This window comes from Rhodococcus sp. Q1, assembly GCF_004153645.1.
GTDB lineage: Bacteria > Actinomycetota > Actinomycetes > Mycobacteriales > Mycobacteriaceae > Rhodococcus > Rhodococcus gordoniae.
In genome coordinates, this window is sequence record NZ_SDMJ01000002.1 from 1 (window position 1) to 14796 (window position 14796).

General features: G+C 69.5%; 13 protein-coding genes. All 13 read right to left on the minus strand.

What is annotated here, in order from left to right; translation table 11 throughout:
- Window positions 1–335: 335 nt before the first annotated feature.
- Entirely contained in the window at window positions 336–1613 is a 1278-nt protein-coding gene (gene tyrS / locus EQ874_RS04845) for a tyrosine--tRNA ligase (protein ID WP_016934278.1), read from the minus strand.
- Between the two features lie 15 nt (window positions 1614–1628).
- Window positions 1629–2279 carry a DNA-3-methyladenine glycosylase gene (locus EQ874_RS04850; protein WP_129976032.1) on the minus strand — a complete coding sequence of 217 codons (651 nt, stop codon included), beginning with the start codon at window positions 2277–2279 and terminating at the stop codon, window positions 1629–1631.
- Window positions 2264–2485, minus strand: a complete 222-nt coding sequence (locus tag EQ874_RS04855) for a Trm112 family protein (protein ID WP_129976034.1) — start codon at window positions 2483–2485, stop codon at window positions 2264–2266. Before EQ874_RS04855 ends, EQ874_RS04850 begins: the two co-directional genes overlap by 16 nt.
- A 39-nt stretch (window positions 2486–2524) precedes the next feature.
- Complete coding sequence (locus EQ874_RS04860; RefSeq protein ID WP_129976036.1) at window positions 2525–5509, minus strand: AMP-binding protein; 2985 nt, start codon at window positions 5507–5509, stop codon at window positions 2525–2527.
- A gap of 150 nt (window positions 5510–5659) precedes the next feature.
- Complete coding sequence (argH, locus tag EQ874_RS04865) at window positions 5660–7081, minus strand: argininosuccinate lyase (protein WP_129976038.1); 1422 nt, start codon at window positions 7079–7081, stop codon at window positions 5660–5662.
- 2 nt (window positions 7082–7083) lie between these two features.
- Window positions 7084–8283 carry an argininosuccinate synthase gene (locus EQ874_RS04870; protein WP_064064217.1) on the minus strand — a complete coding sequence of 400 codons (1200 nt, stop codon included), beginning with the start codon at window positions 8281–8283 and terminating at the stop codon, window positions 7084–7086.
- A 47-nt stretch (window positions 8284–8330) separates the two neighbouring features.
- Complete coding sequence (locus tag EQ874_RS04875) at window positions 8331–8840, minus strand: arginine repressor (protein WP_064064218.1); 510 nt, start codon at window positions 8838–8840, stop codon at window positions 8331–8333.
- Between the two features lie 2 nt (window positions 8841–8842).
- Entirely contained in the window at window positions 8843–9772 is a 930-nt protein-coding gene (gene argF, locus EQ874_RS04880) for an ornithine carbamoyltransferase (protein WP_129976040.1), read from the minus strand.
- Window positions 9773–9774: 2 nt separating this feature from the next.
- Window positions 9775–10962, minus strand: coding sequence for an acetylornithine transaminase (locus EQ874_RS04885; RefSeq protein ID WP_129976042.1), 1188 nt, complete (start codon window positions 10960–10962; stop codon window positions 9775–9777).
- The gene (gene argB / locus EQ874_RS04890; protein WP_016934580.1) at window positions 10959–11897 is read right to left on the minus strand and encodes an acetylglutamate kinase; all 939 of its coding nucleotides are present in this window, start codon (window positions 11895–11897) and stop codon (window positions 10959–10961) included. Before argB ends, EQ874_RS04885 begins: the two co-directional genes overlap by 4 nt.
- The gene (argJ, locus tag EQ874_RS04895) at window positions 11894–13144 is read right to left on the minus strand and encodes a bifunctional glutamate N-acetyltransferase/amino-acid acetyltransferase ArgJ (protein ID WP_064064219.1); all 1251 of its coding nucleotides are present in this window, start codon (window positions 13142–13144) and stop codon (window positions 11894–11896) included. Before argJ ends, argB begins: the two co-directional genes overlap by 4 nt.
- Entirely contained in the window at window positions 13141–14214 is a 1074-nt protein-coding gene (gene argC / locus EQ874_RS04900; protein WP_129976044.1) for an N-acetyl-gamma-glutamyl-phosphate reductase, read from the minus strand. The genes argJ and argC overlap by 4 nt, the downstream gene beginning before the upstream one ends.
- A 61-nt stretch (window positions 14215–14275) precedes the next feature.
- Window positions 14276–14779: a hypothetical protein gene (locus EQ874_RS04905; RefSeq protein ID WP_129976046.1), complete on the minus strand. Its 504-nt coding sequence runs from the start codon at window positions 14777–14779 to the stop codon at window positions 14276–14278.
- Window positions 14780–14796: the final 17 nt, after the last annotated feature.

Below are 14796 nucleotides of genomic sequence, written 5' to 3' on the forward strand. Positions count from 1 at the left end.
TGAAGTGGTCGCACCAAATATTATTTGGCACTGACATTCATCGGCACACTGTTGAGTTCTCAAAGAACACGCACACATCGTCACGTTCCGGACTGTCGTCCGACCCGCTCCGAGGCAACCGTTCCAAGCTATCACATCCGATTTCAGGGAAGCAAACTCGTTGCGTTCCCCGTCTCTTCTGTGAGAGCCGATCGATGCGACATCGAACATGCCTATTTCCGAACCTCTCGGTCCGGCGGGCTGTTCGGTGTCGCTCGAACGACGACTAAGTTACGCCGACGCTAACGAGCCGTCAAATCCGCTGGTCAGAGGCTCGTCAGCGTCGGCAAACAGCATCAGTCGTGGACGACGCGGACACCGGCGAAGTTCCGCTTGCCCCGGCGCAGGACGAGCCAGCTGCCGTGCAGCAGCTCTCCGTCGCGCGCGGTCCACTCCTCCGAGGAGATCCGGACGTTGTTGACCGATGCCCCGCCTTCCTTGACGGTGCGCCGTGCAGCGCCCTTGCTCTCGCACAGTCCCGACGCGACGAGCAGATCCACGATCGTGTCCGGTTCGCCGGCATGGAGCTCGGTCACGGACGCCTCGGTCAATGCGGCCGCGAGTGTGGACTCGTCGAGGTCGCCGAGCTCCCCCCGGCCGAACAGTGCGCGACTGGCCAGTTCGACCGAGGCGGTGTTGTGCGCACCGTGGACGAGCGTCGTCATCTCCGCGGCGAGCCGCTTCTGGGCCTCGCGCGCGTGCGGACGCTCCGTGGTGGCGGTCTCGAGTTCGGCGAGTTCGTCCTTGTCGAGGAAGGTGAACCAGCGCAGGTACTTCATGACGTCGGCGTCGGCCGCGTTGACGAAGTACTGGTACCAGGCGTACGGGCTGGTCATCTCGGGGTCGAGCCACAGACTGCCACCGCCGGTGGACTTGCCGAACTTCTTGCCGTCCGAGGAGGTCACGAGCGGGACGGTCAGCGCGTGCACGCTCGCGCCGTCGGTTCGGCGGTTGAGCTCGACGCCGGCGATGATGTTGCCCCACTGGTCGGAACCACCGACCTGCAGCGCACACCCGTGCTCGCGGCGGAGCTGCACGTAGTCGTTCGCCTGCAGCAGCATGTAGCTGAACTCGGTGTACGAGATGCCGTCGGCTTCGAGCCGGCGCTTGACTGTGTCTCGAGCGAGCATCACGTTGACCGAGAAGTGCTTGCCGATGTCGCGCAGGAAGTCGATCACCGACAGATTGCGGGTCCAGTCGAGGTTGTTCACGACCACGGCTCCCGTCCGAGAGTCGTCGAACTCGACGAACCGTTCGAGCTGTCCCCGGATCCGTCCGGCCCACTCGGCGACGGTGTCGGCGGAGTTCATGGTCCGCTCCCCGACGTCCCGTGGGTCGCCGATCATGCCGGTCGCGCCACCTGCGAGAACGATGGGCCGGTGGCCGGCGCGCTGGAAACGTTTGAGAGCGAGGAGCGGTACGAGGTGACCGGCGTGCAGGCTCGGACCGGTCGGATCGAAACCGGCATAGAGGGTGATCGGACCCTTGTCGAGTTCGCCTCGAAGTGCGTCGAGATCGGTCGATTGCGCGATGAGACCGCGCCAGGTCAGTTCGTCGAGGATGTGCTCAGTCACCGTTCGATCATCCCATCACCCGTGAGGAGCGGCGGGCGCGCGTGGGCTGCGCCGGTACGCGGAGACTCCGACGGCGCCGGGAATCCACAACCGCCACGGCCTGTCGGCGGCGACGCTGATCCCCACCCGTGGACCGCGTGCGACCTCGCCGACCAGCGGCTCTACCGGAAGTTCCACGCGCACCCGGGCATCGGAGACGCCCACGTCGATGCCGTTGTCGGCCAGGTCGAGACCGAGGGCAGCGGCCAGATTTCCGGGTCCCCGGGCGAGGTTGGCGAACGGCGTGCCGGGGGTGCGACGGGCCCGGGCGGCCTGTTCTCCGTCGACGACCTCACCGCCCCGTAACAGCACTGCTGCGGCGGTGCCATCGGGACCGAGGGAGATGTTCGCGCAGAAGTGCAGGCCGTAGCTCCGGTAGACGTACAGATGTCCTGCGGGCCCGAACATGACGGAATTGCGCGGGGTCGGTCCTCGATACGAGTGCGCTGCCGGGTCGGGCCACGGTCCGTCCTCGGGCCCGCCGTAGGCCTCGACCTCGGTCAGCAGGACGGTGGTCTCCCCTACCCGGACAGTCGCTCCGAGCAGCGCGGCGGCTGCCTCGACCGGATCGAGTCCCTCGAGCGCGCCGCGAACGGATCTGCTGCAGCGGCTCAGTCTGCACTCCATCCGGCGACACCGCGCGCGGTGAAGTCGTTGTGATCGGCATCGGTGACCTCGCGGGCCTCGTCGACGAGGAGGACGGGGATGCCGTTCTCGATCGGATACGCCCGCCGCAGGCGGGGGTTGTAGAGGACCGCGTCGTCGACGAGAAGCAACGGCCCCTTGTCCTCGGGACAGGCCAGAATGCTCAGCAACGTGGGATCGACAGCCACGGATGTCCTTTCGAAGGGCGGAACCGAACCGGAACCAGGCTACCGCGCCCCGGCGGGCGAACCGGCCGTGCCCGCCTTCCAGGCCAGCGCGACGGCCTTGGTGAATCTCTTGTACGTCCCCGTGTCGGGGCTCAGGTACCAGGTGCGGACGGTGGGAACGGGCAATCCCTGTTCGCGCAGCCCGTCGGCCGCCGGACGATAGGACGGCCCCAAGGGGATGTCGTGCACGATGTGCACCAGATCCGGCCGTTCGTCGGGCGCAATCGCGTCGAACGCTGCGGTGATCTCTGCCGCCGTCGGTGCCCGGTTGCCCCGCAACGTGCACGCGGCCACCGCGATGTCGCGTCCGCCCACCGAGATCCCGTAGGCGACGGCGAGGTCGACGCGCGGGATCGCTTCGAGGACGTCGGTCACGCTCTGGGTGAAGACCGGACCGTGGAAGGTGGGGATCACCGTCCGTCGGCTGTCGAGCAGCCAGAAGTCGCCGTCGGCGTCGCGCCGGAACAGGTTGTCGGTGGGCACCCACACGTCGCCCGGTTCGAACACCCCGCGCATGACGCCGGTGAGCGCCGAGGCGGCGGGCCCGGGTTTGCCGAGCAGCAGTCCGACCTCACCGACCCGCGCCTCCCGCACGAACCCGCGGTCGTCCTCGACGAGTCGGCCCGCGCCGGCGTCGTAGGCGGCGAGCCGCACGTCGGCGCTGCCGGGCAACGGCCGGCCCTTCGAGCCGATCTTCGAACCGGAGACGTTCGCGAGCACGACGTTGCCCTCGGTCGAGGCGTAGAACTCGAGCACCCGCGCAGGCTGGAACCTGTCGAGCGTGCGGCGCCACAACCCCGGTGGCATACCGGATCCGATGAACAACCGGATGGGATGGATGGCGTCGATGTGCAGCGAGGGGCTGTCGAGCACCTCACGCAACATCGCCCAGGTGTAGGTGACGACGGTGACGCCGTAGCGGTGCACCTCATCGCTGAACAGCGAGGGGTTCAGCCCGCGGGACAACGCGATACGCGCTCCACCCGCCAGCGCCCCACCGAAACTGACCAGAAGACCGGACGAATGATGCAGAGGTGCAAGGCAATACATCGTGTCGCCGCGACCGAGCGAGGCAGCGGTCGCCGTACCGAAGGCCGACAGCGCCCACCGGTAGTTGGTGACCCGCCGCACCGCGAGCGTGTCGCCGCTGCCGGAGAAGAGGACGAACGCGAGCTCCCGCGCAAGACCGGGATCGGGGACGTACCACCCCGGCAGTTGCACCGACGAGATGTCGAGTCGTTCGAGATCGACGACGTCGGTGCCGGGTTCGATGTCGAGGTCGCGAACGTCGCCACCACCGAGCACCAGCACGGGCAGACCGGTCGCCACGGCCGCATCGAGGTTCTCCGGATCGGCCACGATCTTCTCGACACCGCCGAGGCGCACGGCCTCCGCGACGTCCGGTCCGGGCGGGATCAGCACGGAGACACCGCCGAGGCGGGAGATCGCGGCGACCGCGGCCATAGCACTGGGACGCACGTCCATGAGGATCCCGACGTGCATCGCGGGGCGGACGCCGTTGTCGACGAGACCGAGCACGACGTTGTCGATCCGGCGGTTCACAGCGTCGAATGTGTAGACGCGGTCCTCGAAGATGAAGCACTCCCGTTTCGGCGACTTGCGGCCGATCTCGGCGAGCAGACCCCCGACGGAGATGCGGGTGCGCGACTGGATCTGTCCGAGCCGCGCGAGCCGGGGCAACGCGCGTGCGGCCTCACCGGTGAGATCGCGTGCGCCGCGGACGGCGCCGACGGCGATCCCCGCAACTCCTCTACCGAAGTCCGTTCCCACGTCGGCGAGGGTCGCGACGGTGTGGGTGATGCGGGATGCGACCGAGACGCCGGTGCCCTCGTCCTTCGGATCGGGCACGACCATCGGCGCCATACCGACGGGACGATCACCGACTCCCTCGCGCCACTGCACCCATTCGCCGACCGAGGGCCACGTCTGCTGGCCGGCAACGCTGCCCACGACGAGCCCGAAATGCCCTGCACGCAAAGTGCATTCGTAGATCTCCGCGCGGGGTGCCGCTTTGCGGATACCGCGCACGGCGAGCGGTTGCCCGATGTCGTCGACCTCGCCGACGAACGCAAGGACGGGACAGGTGATCTCGGCGAGGCTCACCACCCGGTCGTTGACGACGAAACCGCCACTGACCATGCGATTGTGGGCGATGAACTGGCGCAGCATCTCGGCGACGGCCGGACCGGACCACGCCACCCACCCCTCGGTGTCGAGGAACCGGCGTTGCGGCTCGCGCGGCAACAGCGCTTCCCTGTCGTGGAGCTGGAGCAGGAAGTCGATGCGCGATCGCACGGTCTTGACCGGATCGAGCAGCTGGAAGCCGGTGCGCGCCATCCATCCGGTGATCGCGAGGCGGTTGAAGACGTGGTCGGCGAGGAAGTCCGCGGAGTGGGTCGCGACGATCTCGGGGATCCCGAAGGGCAGCGCGGCGAGAGTGTCGACGGGGCTGCCGAAAGTGATCAGGCTCGCGATGCCGCGGCTGCGCCGGTACGCGGCCACCTGATAGCAGAACATTCCGCCCTGCGAGTATCCACCGAGGTGGACGTCGTGGCCGGTGTAGGCGCGCACGCGGTCGACGATCTCGTCGAGGGCGAGGAGATGATCGGTGAGGGTGCGCTTCCAGCCGCCCTCCTCCTGGTCGGGCGAGCCGAAGTCCACGACCCACGGGTCGAGTCCCGCGGCGTGGAGGGTGCCGACGGCGCCGGCGTCACGGGTGACGTCGTAGACCTCGGCGGACACCATCATGGGCGGTACGAGGACGATCGGGATGCCCGTGGAAGCGGTGTCCGATTCGGGGAAGTACCGGCGGAGTCGGTACATCGCGGTGCGTTCGACGACCTGGTACGGCGAGGACGACCGATCCGGTTCGAGGCCACCGAACCGCAGGACGTCGAGACCGTTCTGGGCGGTGGCGACGAGCCGTCGCATCGACTCGGCCACTACATCGGCGTCCAGTCCCACGGTCCGCTCCCCTCTCGACGATGTATCCGCACGGGTCCCCGGCACCTGCGGTTCTACACCGGTACCCGCTGCGTGCCGAGAGTATGTGCCAGCCTGCCACACCACCGTGACCGTCCCGGGCAACTCGGGGTGCCCGGGACGGCAGGTGGGTCAGCCGCGGACCCAGTCGCGCAACTGCACCGCGGCATCGCGCACGCGGCCGAGCTGCTCGACGACCCGCACGCCCGCGGTACCGCCGCGCGCGTCGCGCGAGGCGATCGAGCCTTCGACCGTGAGCACGTCCCGCACCTGCGGGGTCAGTGCCGGATCGACACCGGCCAGTTCGTCGTCGGTGAGGTCCTCGAGGCCGACTCCGCGCCCCTCGGCGAGCCGCACGCACGCACCGGCCGCCTCGTGGGCGACGCGGAACGGTACGCCCTGCCGGACCATCCACTCGGCGATGTCGGTCGCGAGGGTGAAGCCGGCGGGAGCGAGTTCGGCCATGCGCTCGGTGTGGAAGGTCAGCGTCGAGACGAGACCGGCAATGGCCGGGAGCAGCAGCTCGAGCTGCGCCACCGAGTCGAAGACCGGCTCCTTGTCCTCCTGCAGGTCGCGGTTGTAGGCCAGCGGCTGCGCCTTGAGGGTGGCCAGCAGTCCGGTGAGGTTGCCGATGAGGCGACCGGCCTTACCGCGGGTGAGCTCGGAGACGTCCGGGTTCTTCTTCTGCGGCATGATCGACGACCCGGTCGACCATTCGTCCGCGAGGGTGACGTATCCGAACTCGGGAGTGCTCCACAGGATGACCTCCTCCGCCATGCGGGAGAGGTCGACGGCGATCTGCGCGAAGACGAAGGCCGCTTCCGCCGCGAAGTCACGAGAACTGGTCGCGTCGATGGAGTTGTCGGCCGCGGAGTCGAAGCCCAGATCGGCCGCGATCGCGTCGGGGTCGAGACCGAGCGACGATCCGGCCAGCGCACCCGACCCGTACGGCGACACCGCCGCGCGCTTGTCGAAGTCGCGCAACCGGTCGACGTCGCGCAACAGCGGGTGTGCGTGGGCCAGCAGGTGGTGTGCGAGCAGCACGGGCTGCGCCGCCTGCAGGTGCGTCTTGCCGGGCATCACGGCATCGGGGTGGGCCGCGGCCTGGCCGGCGATCGCTTCCACCACGTCGAGGACACCGTCGGCGATGCGCCGCGCGCTGTCGCGCAGCCACATCCGGAACAGCGTCGCGACCTGGTCGTTGCGGGAGCGGCCCGCGCGGAGCCGGCCGCCGACCTCGGGACCGACCCGCTCGATGAGTCCCCGTTCGAGCGCGCCGTGCACGTCCTCGTCGGATTCGGCGGGACCGAACGCACCCGAGGCCACATCGGCGGCGAGTCGGTCGAGGCCGTCGAGCATCGTGGCGAGGTCGTCGCCGGTGAGGAGTCCGGCGCGGTGCAGGACCTTGGCATGGGCCTGCGAGGCGCGCACGTCGTACGGGGCCAGGGCCCAGTCGAAGTGCGTGGACTTGCTCAGCGCCGCCATGGCGGCGGCCGGTCCGGATGCGAACCGGCCGCCCCACAGGGCACCTTCGTTGGTGCCGTGAGCCGTCATGACTACAGGCCCAGATCGCGCTTCGCGGCGACCTTCGACGACAGGCCGTGGATCTGCACGAAGCCCTTGGCGTTGGACTGGTCGAAGCTGTCGCCTTCGTCGTAGGTGGCGAGGTTGAAATCGTAGAGCGACTCGGGGCTGCGGCGGCCGTTGACGGTGATGTGCCCACCGTGGAGCACCATGCGGATGTCGCCGGTGACGCGTTCCTGGGTGTTCGCGACGAAGGCGTCGAGGGCGGTCTTCAGCGGGGAGAACCACAGGCCGTCGTAGACCAGTTCGCTCCAGCGCTCCTCGACGCGCCGCTTGTAGCGGCCGAGTTCGCGCTCGAGGGTGACGTGCTCGAGTTCCTGGTGCGCGGTGATCAGCGCGATGGCGCCGGGTGCCTCGTAGATCTCGCGGCTCTTGATGCCGACGAGGCGGTCCTCGACCATGTCGAGACGGCCCACACCCTGGGCACCGGCGCGACGGTTGAGTTCCTGGATCGCCTCGAGGACGGTGACGTGCTTGCCGTCGATGGCGACGGGGCGGCCGGCCTCGAAGCTGACGATCAGCTCGTCGGGGGCCTGCCAGTGGGCGGTGGGGTCCTCGGTGTAGTCGTAGACGTCCTTGGTGGGGGCGTTCCACAGGTCTTCGAGGAAGCCGGTCTCGACGGCGCGGCCCCACACGTTCTGATCGATGGAGAACGGCGAGCGCTTGGTGACGTTGATGGGAAGGCCGTGCTCCTCGGCGAAGGCGATGGCCTTCTCGCGGGTCCAGGCGTAGTCGCGGACCGGTGCGATGACCTGGAGGTCGGGAGCGAGGGCACCGAAGCCGACCTCGAAGCGGACCTGGTCGTTGCCCTTGCCGGTGCAGCCGTGCGAGACGACGGTGCCGCCGTGCTCGCGGGCGGCCTGCACGATGTGCTTGACGATCAGCGGGCGGCTGATGGCCGAGACCAGCGGGTAGCGATCCATGTAGAGCGCGTTGGCCTGGACGGTGGGCAGGCAGTACTCGTTGGCGAACTCGTCCTTGGCGTCGACGACGATCGATTCGACGGCACCGCAGTCGAGGGCGCGCTGACGCACGACCTCCATGTCCTCGCCACCCTGGCCGAGGTCGATGGCGACGGCGACGACCTCCTTGCCGGTCTCCTTGCCGATCCAGCTGATGGCGACGGAGGTGTCCAGCCCGCCCGAATAGGCGAGTACGACGCGTTCGGCCATTGTCTTTGTGCTCCTTTGTATTTCGACGTGCGTCTATGAGTGGTAGGTCAGGTGAGTGATTCGATTTTCGCGGCCAGTTCGGCTCCCGTCGTCGGTTCGCGGGCGATGACCGCGATGGTGTCGTCGCCGGCGATCGTTCCGACCACCTCGGGTAATGATGCCCGATCGAGTGCACTGGCCAGATAGTGCGCTGCCCCCGGCGGGGTGCGCAGCACGGCGATGTTGCCGCTCGAGTCGGTCGACACCAGCAGTTCACCGAGGAGACGGGACAGGCGGTCGGTGCCGCCGGTCACGCCGCGCACGGGGCTGCCGTCCTCCGGGACGACGTACACCCCCGCTCCCCCGTCGGCCCCGCGGAGCTTCACGGCCCCGAGTTCCTCGAGGTCGCGGGAGAGGGTGGCGGTGGACACCTCGATGCCGTCCGCGGCGAGCAGAGCGGCGAGTTCGGTGTGGCTGCGCACGGGATGTGCGGCGAGCAGAGCGACGATACGGGCCTGCCGTGCCGCGCGTGTCGGCGCGCTCGCCGCGCTGTCCGCATGGTTCGCCGCCGTGCTCACGGTCAGCTCCGGCTCTGCTCGAGCAGCCACACGAGCAGGGCCTTCTGCGCGTGCAGGCGGTTCTCGGCCTCGTCCCACACCACCGACCGCGGCCCGTCGATGACCTCGGCGGTGATCTCCTTGCCGCGGTAGGCGGGCAGGCAGTGCAGCACGATCGAGTCGGCGTCGGCGAGGGAGACGAGCTCGTCGTTCAGTTGGAACGGCCGGAAGGGGGCCTCGCGGTCCTTGCCGTCGTCCTCCTGCCCCATCGACACCCAGGTATCGGTGACGAGCACGTCGGCGTCGGCGGCTCCGGCGCGCGGGTCGTCGGTGACGGTGACGGTGCCGCCGGTCTGCTCGGCCCGCGCGCGGGTCGCGGCGACGACCTGCGGGTCGGGGGTGAATCCGGCCGGGGACGCGATGGTCACGTGCATGCCGGCGGTGACGCCGCCGAGCATGAGCGAATGCGCCATGTTGTTCGCGCCGTCGCCGAAATAGGTCATGCGCAGCCCTGCGGTGCTGCCCTTGCGCTCGCGGACGGTCTGCAGGTCGGCGAGGACCTGGCAGGGGTGGAAGGTGTCGGTGAGCGCGTTGACGACGGGCACGGTCGAGTGCGCGGCGAGCATCTCGATGCGGTCCTGGCCGTAGGTGCGCCACACCACCGCTTCGGTGAAGCGGGAGAACATCCGGGCGGTGTCCTCGAGGGTTTCGCCCTTACCGATCTGGGTGGCGCCGGTGTCGACGACGATGGCGTGGCCACCCAGCTGGGCAATGCCGGCGTCGAACGAGAAGCGGGTGCGGGTGGAGGTCTTGTCGAACAGCACGGCGACGCTGAGGGGCCCTTCGAGGGGGCGGCGGGACAGCGGTGCCTTCTTGAGTTCGGCGGCGAGTTCGAGTACCTCGGTCTGTTCGGCCGGGGTGAGGTCGTCGTCGCGCAGGAAGTGGCGGAGCACGGTCAGTTTCCTTCCCGGTCGGCGGTGTCGAGGATCGCGGGCAGCGCTGTCACGAAGCTCTCGGCCTGCGGTTCGGTGAGGATCAGCGGGGGCGCGAGACGGATCACGTCGGGGGCAGCGGCGTTGACGAGGAAACCGGCCTCGCGGGCAGCGGTTTCGACGGCCGGTGCCTTCGCGGCGGTGAGGACGATGCCACGCAGCAGCCCGGACCCGCGCACGTGCGACACGAGCGGATGCCCGATGTCCTCGATGCCGGCGGCGAGGGTCTTGCCGACGGCGTTCACGTGATCGAGCAGGTTCTGTTCGTCGATCGTGCGAAGCACCGCGAGTGCCGCCGCCGCGCACACCGGGTTGCCGCCGAAGGTGGTGCCGTGCTTGCCGGGCTGGAACAGCTCGGCGGCCGGGCCGGTCGCGAGAACGGCGCCGATGGGCAGACCACCGCCGAGGCCCTTGGCAAGGGTCATCACATCGGGGGTGATTCCCGCAGCCTGGTGGGCGAAGAAGGTGCCGGTGCGGGCGATGCCGGTCTGGACCTCGTCGAGCACGAGCAGGGCGCCGCGTTCGGTGGTGAGGCGGCGCGCGCCGGCGAGATAGCCCTCGGGCGGGACGACGACGCCGGATTCGCCCATGATCGGTTCGAGGAAGACGGCGGCGGTGTTCTCGTCGATCGCGGCGTCGAGCGCGGCGAGATCGCCGTAGGGTACGAACTCGACGCCCGCGGGCATCGGCTCGAAGGGCGCACGCTTGTCGGGCTGGCCGGTGAGGGCGAGAGCGCCCATGGTGCGGCCGTGGAAGGCCTTCTCGCACGCGACGATCTTCGGCCGTCCGGTGAGCCGGGCGATCTTGAACGCCGCCTCGTTGGCCTCGGTGCCGGAGTTGCAGAAGAAGGCGCGGCCCTCGTGACCGAAGTGCGCGAGGAGTTTCTCGGCGAGTTCGAGCACCGGCGGCGAGGCGTACAGGTTCGACACGTGGCCGAGCTGGTTCAGCTGCGCGGTCACGGCCTCGATGATCGCCGGGTGACGGTGGCCGAGGCTGTTGACGGCGATGCCGCCGAGCAGATCGAGGTACTGCTTGCCGTCGGCGTCGGTGAGCACGGCGCCGTCACCGGCGACCAGGGCGACCTTGGGCACGCCGTAGTTGTTCATCAGCGAACCCGCCCAGCGCTGCTGGAGTTCGGACGTGCCGGTCATGCGGGGCCTTCCTTCTCGGAGACCGGCACCACCATGGTGCCGATGCCTTCTTCGGTGAACAGTTCGAGGAGCACGGAGTGCGCTCGGCGGCCGTCGATGACATGCGCGCTGGGCACTCCGCCCTGCACGGCACGCAGGCACGCCTCCATCTTGGGGACCATGCCGGAGTCGAGCGACGGCAGCAGCGCGGTGAGGGCATCGGCGTCGATCCGGGAGGTGAGCGAGCCGCGATCGGGCCAGTTCGTGTAGAGGCCCTCGACGTCGGTGAGCACGACCAGCTTCTCCGCGCCGAGCGCTTCGGCCAGGGCCGCTGCGGCGGTGTCGGCGTTGATGTTGTGCACCACCCCGTCGGCGTCGGGCGCGATCGTGGAGACCACGGGGATACGGCCGGCGGCGATGAGGTCGAGCACCGCACCGGGGTCGACGGCGGTGACGTCGCCGACGAGACCGATGTCGGTGTCCTCGCCGTCGACGACGACCGTGCGGCGGGTCGCGGTGAACAGCCCGGCGTCTTCGCCGGAGGTGCCGACGGCGTACGGGCCGTGGCTGTTGATCAGGCCGACGAGTTCGCGGCCGACCTGCCCGAAGAGCACCATCCGCACGACGTCCATGACCTCGGGGGTGGTGACGCGGAAGCCGCCGCGGAACTCGCCTTCGAGGCCGAGGCGCTTCAGCATGGCGTTGATCTGCGGGCCGCCGCCGTGGACCACCACGGGGTGGATGCCGACGGTGCGCAGGAACGCCATGTCGGCGGCGAAGGCGGACTTGAGGGTGTCGTCGATCATGGCGTTGCCGCCGTACTTGACGACCACGATCTTGTCGCGGAACTTCTGCAGCCACGGCAGGGCCTCGGCGAGGACGAACGCCTTCTGGTGCGAGGTGAGGTCGGCGATCAGTGCGTCGGTCACGTCGTCTCCTGTGCTCGTGCCGGTCACGACGAGTACGCCGAGTTCTCTTCGACGTAGGCGTGCGAGAGGTCGGTGGTGCGGATGGACACCTGCGCGTCGCCGAGACCGAGGTCGATGTCGAGGGCGATATCGGCGGCGGACAGGTCGACCTCGCGGGCGCCGGGGGCGCCGACGCCGTCGATGCACACGGGATTGCCGTTGAACGACACCGAGATCTTGTCGGGGTCGAGTTCGATCGGGGCGATGCCGATGGCGGCGAGCACACGTCCCCAGTTGGGGTCGGAACCGAACAGGGCGGTCTTGACGAGGCTGTCGCGGGCGACGGTGCGCGCCCCGATCAGGGCGTCGGCCTCGCTGACGGCACCACGGACAGTGACGGTGACGCGCTTGGTGACTCCTTCGGCGTCGGCCATCATCTGCTCGGCGAGGTCGTCGCACACGGCGAGGACGGCGGCGTTCAGATCGTCCTGGCTCGGGGTGATCCCGCTGGCGCCGGAGGCCAGCAGCAGCACGGTGTCGTTGGTGGAGGTCGCGCCGTCGACGTCGAGGCGGTCGAAGGTGAGCCGGGACGCGTGGCGCAGCGCGGTGTCGAGTTGCTCGGCGGTGGCGACGGCGTCGGTGGTGACCACGCACAGCATGGTCGCCAGGGCGGGGGCGAGCATGCCGGCGCCCTTGGCCATGCCGCCGACGTTCCACTTGTCGGCGTGGTGCAGGGCAGCCTGCTTGGGCACGGTGTCGGTGGTCATGATGGCGTAGGCGGCGTCGGTGCCGCCGGAGATGCCACCGGCGAGCTCGTGGACGATCTCCTGCACGCCGGAGAGCACCTTGTCCATCGGCAGGCGGTCGCCGATCAGGCCGGTCGAGCACACGGCGACCTCACCGGCCCCGGTCTCGGTGCCCCAGTTGCTCAGGGCGTCGGCGACGGCCTCGGCGGTGGCGTGGGTGTCCTGGAACCCCCCGGCGCCGGTGCATGCGTTGGCGCCGCCGGAGTTGAGGATCACCGCGCGCAGGCTGCCCGACTTCAGGACCTGCTGGGACCACAGGACGGGGGCGGCCTTGACCTTGTTCATGGTGAAGACGCCGGCGGCGGTGAGTTCGGGGCCTTCGTTGACCACGAGGGCGAGGTCCTGCCGGCCGGAGATCTTGATGCCCGCGGGGATGCCGGCGGCCCGGAATCCGGCGGGGCTGGTGACGCCCTGGCTGCGGATCAGGCGTCCCCCGGCGATCTCGGTGGCGCCGGTGTAGACGTCGTCGGCGTACTTGTTCTCGGTCACGGAGCCACTCCCACGGTGGACAGGCCGGCGGTCTCGGGCAGACCGAGCGCCAGGTTCATCGATTGCACGGCGGCACCGGCGGTGCCCTTGGTGAGGTTGTCGAGCGCGGCGACGACGACGAGCAGGCCGGCGTCGGGGTCGACGGTGACGGCGATCTGCACGGCGTTCGAGCCGACCACCGCGCCGGTGGTGGGCAGTGCACCCTCGGGCAGCAGCTGCACGAAGGGTTCGTCGGCGTAGGCCTTCTCGTAGACCGCACGGGCCTCCGCGGCGGTCACCGTGGTCGGCGCGGTGCAGGTCGCCAGGATGCCGCGGGGCATGGGAGCGAGGACCGGGGTGAACGAGACCTTCACGTCGGTGCCGGCGAGGGCGGAGAGGTTCTGCTTGATCTCGGGGGTGTGGCGGTGGGCGCCGCCGACGCCGTAGGCACGGACCGAGCCCATGACCTCGGAGCCGAGGAGGTCGACCTTCGGGGACTTCCCGGCGCCGGAGGTGCCGGAGACCGCCACGACCTGCACGACGGGTTCGACGATGCCCGCGGCGACGGCTGGGGCGAGGGCGAGCGAGGCGGAGGTGGGATAGCAACCGGGGACCGCGATGCGGGTGGCGCCGACGAGAGCGTCGCGCTTGCCGGGCAGCTCGGGCATCCCGTAGGGCCAGGTTCCGGCGTGGTCGCTGCCGTACCAGCGTTGCCAGTCGGCGGCGTTCTCGAGCCGGAAGTCGGCACCGCAATCGATCACGACGGTGGTGTCGGGCAGCTGCGCGGCGATCACGGCGGAGTGGCCGTGCGGCAGGCCGAGGAAGACGACGTCGTGTCCGAGCAGGGTGTCGATGTCGGTGGCACCGAGCACGCGGTCGGCGAGCGGCAGCAGGTGGGGATGGAACTCACGTAGGGTGGCGCCGGCGTTGCCCCCGGCGGTGAGTGCGCCGATGACGAGGGATCCGTCCTGGCAGGCGGGGTGGCCGAGGAGCAGGCGCAGGATCTCGCCGCCCGCGTAGCCGCTGGCGCCGGCCACGGCGACCCGTAGCGGCGACTCGGGGGTGGCGGTGAAGTCCGGTGAAGTACCCATACGAATGATTATGCACTCTCATGCAAATCGTTTCATACCGGGTGTCCCGTTCGGGGGGAACTCACTCCGACCGCAGTGACCGCCGGATCTCGGCGAGACGGTCGGCGGCGGCCGCCCTACGATCCTCGTACTGCTCGTCGAGCGTGCGACCCACCCCGGTCGCACGAGCCAGTTCCTCGGCGCCGAGCGCGGTTGCCGAGCGCTGCTCGATCTTCTCACGCACCGACTCGAAGGTCGGCACCCCGTCCGCGGTGTAGCCGGCGATCTCCTCGATCGTCGGAGCACGGACACCGGTGCCGACGACTCCCGCGTCGACCTTCCCCGGGTCGACGATCTCGGCGTCGTGGACCTGCACATCGTGCGGCGTCGCCGCATCGCGCGGGGTCACGTCGGGATCGGGGCTCGGTTCCGGGTCGATCGGCGGCACGTCCGGGATGTCCGGGCCCGGTGGCACATCCGGCACCGTCGGCGTCTCCGGACCGGCGGGAGTCACGTCGGGGACGGGTTGCTCCGGCCTGTCGGGCTCCTCCGGGGACGGCACCCGGCCGTCTTCATCCTTGCTCATGCATCCAGGCTACGTCG